The organism is Rhodopseudomonas sp., from assembly GCF_036404135.1.
Lineage (GTDB): Bacteria > Pseudomonadota > Alphaproteobacteria > Rhizobiales > Xanthobacteraceae > Rhodopseudomonas_A.
Map to the genome: position 1 here is coordinate 1 of NZ_DASWPE010000147.1, position 3,175 is coordinate 3,175.

Consider the following 3,175-nt stretch of genomic DNA (forward strand, 5'->3'; position numbering starts at 1 on the left):
ATTATCGGATCTATGCAATCCGGAAGGTTCGGAGCCGCATCTTGGGATTTCGGACGCAGGTTTTCTGGTTTCGGTGCTGACGCCGACCTACAACACCGAGCCGCGTTATTTGCGCGAGCTGTTTCAGACCCTGGTGAACCAGCGCTATCCGAACTGGGAATGGGTGGTGGTCGACGACGGCTCGTCGAATCCGGCGACGATCATCACCTTGCGGCAATTGGCGCTGGCCGACCCGCGGGTGCGGGTGATCGTCAACCCGGTCAATCTGGGGATTGCGGGCGCCAGCAATGCGGCGCTGGCGGCGGCGCGCGGCAGCCATGCCGCGCTGGTCGATCATGACGATCTCGTGGCGCGCGACGCCTTGCTGGAGATCTACCGCGACTGGCAGCTGCGGCCCGATACCCAGCTGTTCTACACCGACGAATGCAAGCTCGGCGATGACGGCAAGCTGGAGCAGTTCTGGGTCAAGCCGGACTGGTCGCCGGCCTATCTCGAGAACACCATGTGCCTGGGCCATCTGTCGGTCTATGAGATCGGGTTTCTGCGCGGCCTGGGCGGCTTTCGCTCGGAATTCGACGGCACCCAGGATTACGATCTGGCGCTGCGCGCCTCGCTGGCGGATCCCAAGGTGCGGCATCTGCCGATCTTCGGCTATCTGTGGCGGATGATTCCGGGATCGTCGGCCACCAGCCTCGACGCCAAGCACTATGCCATCGAGCGCCAGCGCCAGGCCGTGCTGGATTACGCCCGGCAGAAGTCGCCGCAGGCCGAAGTCGAGCCGGGATGGGGCGCGGGATATTGGCGGATCCGCTATCCGCTGGCCTCGCCGCCGCCGCTATTGTCCTATGTGATCCCGACCGGCGGCGGCTCGCGCAAGGTGCGCGGCCGGCAGATCGATCTGGTGCTCAACTGCATCCGCAGTTTCGAGAGCAAGACGTTCTATCCGAACCGGGAATATATCGTCGTCCACAATGGCGACCTCAGCCCGCAGCAGCTGCGCGCGCTACAGGCGGTGCCCAATCTGGTGCTGGTGCATTATGCGGCGCCGGCTTTCAACTTTTCGCAAAAGCTCAACCTCGGCGTCAGCCGCGCCCGCGGCGACTATCTGTGCCTGCTCAACGACGACGTCGCCGCGATCACCGCCAAGGGCGGTGAGCAGCTGGTCAGCTATCTGGCGCACAATCCCAAGGTCGGCGCGATCGGTCCGTTGTGCCTGTACGAGAACGAGACCATCCAGCAAAACGGCGTGGTGCTGCTGGGCGACCTCGGGCCGGCGCATGCCGGGCAGCACCGCTCGCGCAGCTTCGGCGGCCATCAGGCGATGCTGCGCTGCCGCCGCGAAGCCTTCGTGATCGGCGGCGCCATGCTGATCGTCAAAAAGGCGGTCTATGACGCCGTCGGCGGCTTTGCCGAAGATCTGCCGCTGAACTACAACGACGTCGATTTCGGGCTGAAGCTGCGCCAGCAGGGCTACAGCTCGGTGGTCGATCCGGCGATCGAGGTGTTTCACTACGAGGGCGCCACCAAGGTCGGCACCAACGCCGTCGAACAGGAACGGCTGTTCGCCAAGCACCCCGACATCGCCGACCCGTATTTCAGCAAATGGTTCGACCCCTCCGATCCGAACTTCCGCCTGCTGCTGAAGCCGGACCGTTCGGTGGTGCATTTCGGCGCCTGGCTCGACCGCAGGATCGCGCGCCGCGCCTCGACCCTGCTGCCGCAGGGACGCTTCAAGCTCTCGGTCTGCGTCTCGGTGTACAACCAGTCGAAGCCGCTGCTGCACGAGATGTACACCTCGGTGCTGATGCAGACCTACGCCAACCGCGAACTGGTGATCGTCGACAACGGCTCGTCGAATCCGGAGACGCTGGCCTGGCTGGCGAAGATCGCCGGCGCCGGCCATGCCACCATCGTCCGCCTCGAGCAGAACATCGGCATCAGCGGCGCCAATCTCAAGCTGCTGGAGACCATGACCGGCGACTTCTTCGTGGCGATGGACGCCGACGATTTCCTCAGCGCCGACGCGCTGCAGATGCTGGCCTTCGCCATCGAGCAGCATCCCGACGCCAAGCTGTTCTATTCCGACGAATACAAATCCGACGTCACCTCGCGACGCTTCGCGCCGTTCTTCAAGCCGGATTTCGACCCGGTGCTGCTGACCAATTGCTGCTATCCGGCGCATCTGATGGCGATCCGGGCCGACTTTCTCAAGGCGATCGACGCCTATCGCGATCCCCGCGCCACCTGGTGCCACGATTACGACACCCTGACCCGCGCCATGGCCGAAGGCCAGGAGCCGGTGCATGTCCGCGAACTGATCTATGCCTGGCGGATCAATCCGGGCTCGACCGCCTCGCAGGCCACCGGCACCAAGCCGGGAACGGTGCAGTCGCAGAGCTTCGTGCTGGACCGGCTGCTGCGCAGCCGCGACCTGCAGCAGGTTCTCGCGGTGGAACCGAACGCGCTGGAGAGCAGCAGCGGCATGTGGCGGCTGCGCGCCAAACAGCCGGTGCCGCAGCTTCGGGTGTTCGACGCCGACAAGGTGTGGGGTGACGGCGGCCTCGACATCGCCGGGCTGGTGGCGGCGGCCGAGGAGCCCGAGGTCGACTGGCTGGCGATCCTGCTGGCGCCGCAGGACCCGGCCGCGCTGCTCGAACTGTCGGCGGTGGCCTGGCTGGATCCAAGGATCATCGCGGTCAGCGGCCTGCTGCTCGATCGGGACGGCAGCACCCTGCGCTGGTCCGGCGGCATGCTGCTGCCGGGCGGCGCCATCCTCGATCCCTATGCCGGCCAGCAGCTCGCCGCCGGCGGCTATCACGGACAGATGTGGTGCCAGCGCTGCGTCGACGTCGCAGCCCCGGTCAATCTGCTGCTGCGCGGCCAGGCGCTGCGCGAGGCGAAATCCAGCCTCGCCGGCAACACCGGCCCCGACCAGTTGATGGTGACGCTGGCGCTGCACGCCCATCTGCGCCGCCAGTTGATCGCCATCACCCCGCATCTGCGCGGCACCGTCGCGCCGATCGGAAAAATGCTGCCGCTCGATCGCTCCAGCCTGCTGCTCGGCCACCCCGCCTTGAACGCCGGCAGCCGCTGGTATAATCATGAACTCGATTGCGACAAACCCTACACCCTGCCCCCCAGCCAGCCCGCAACACCTGCCCCGAAAAGCTGAGCC

At 65.8% G+C, this 3,175-nt stretch carries 1 protein-coding gene; it reads left to right on the forward strand.

The features are described 5' to 3' along the window. The first annotated feature begins 73 nt into the window (after positions 1 to 73). Positions 74 to 3,172 (forward strand): glycosyltransferase, encoded by a 3,099-nt coding sequence (locus VGC77_RS17870; RefSeq protein ID WP_331172914.1) that lies wholly within the window; start codon positions 74 to 76, stop codon positions 3,170 to 3,172. Positions 3,173 to 3,175: the final 3 nt, after the last annotated feature.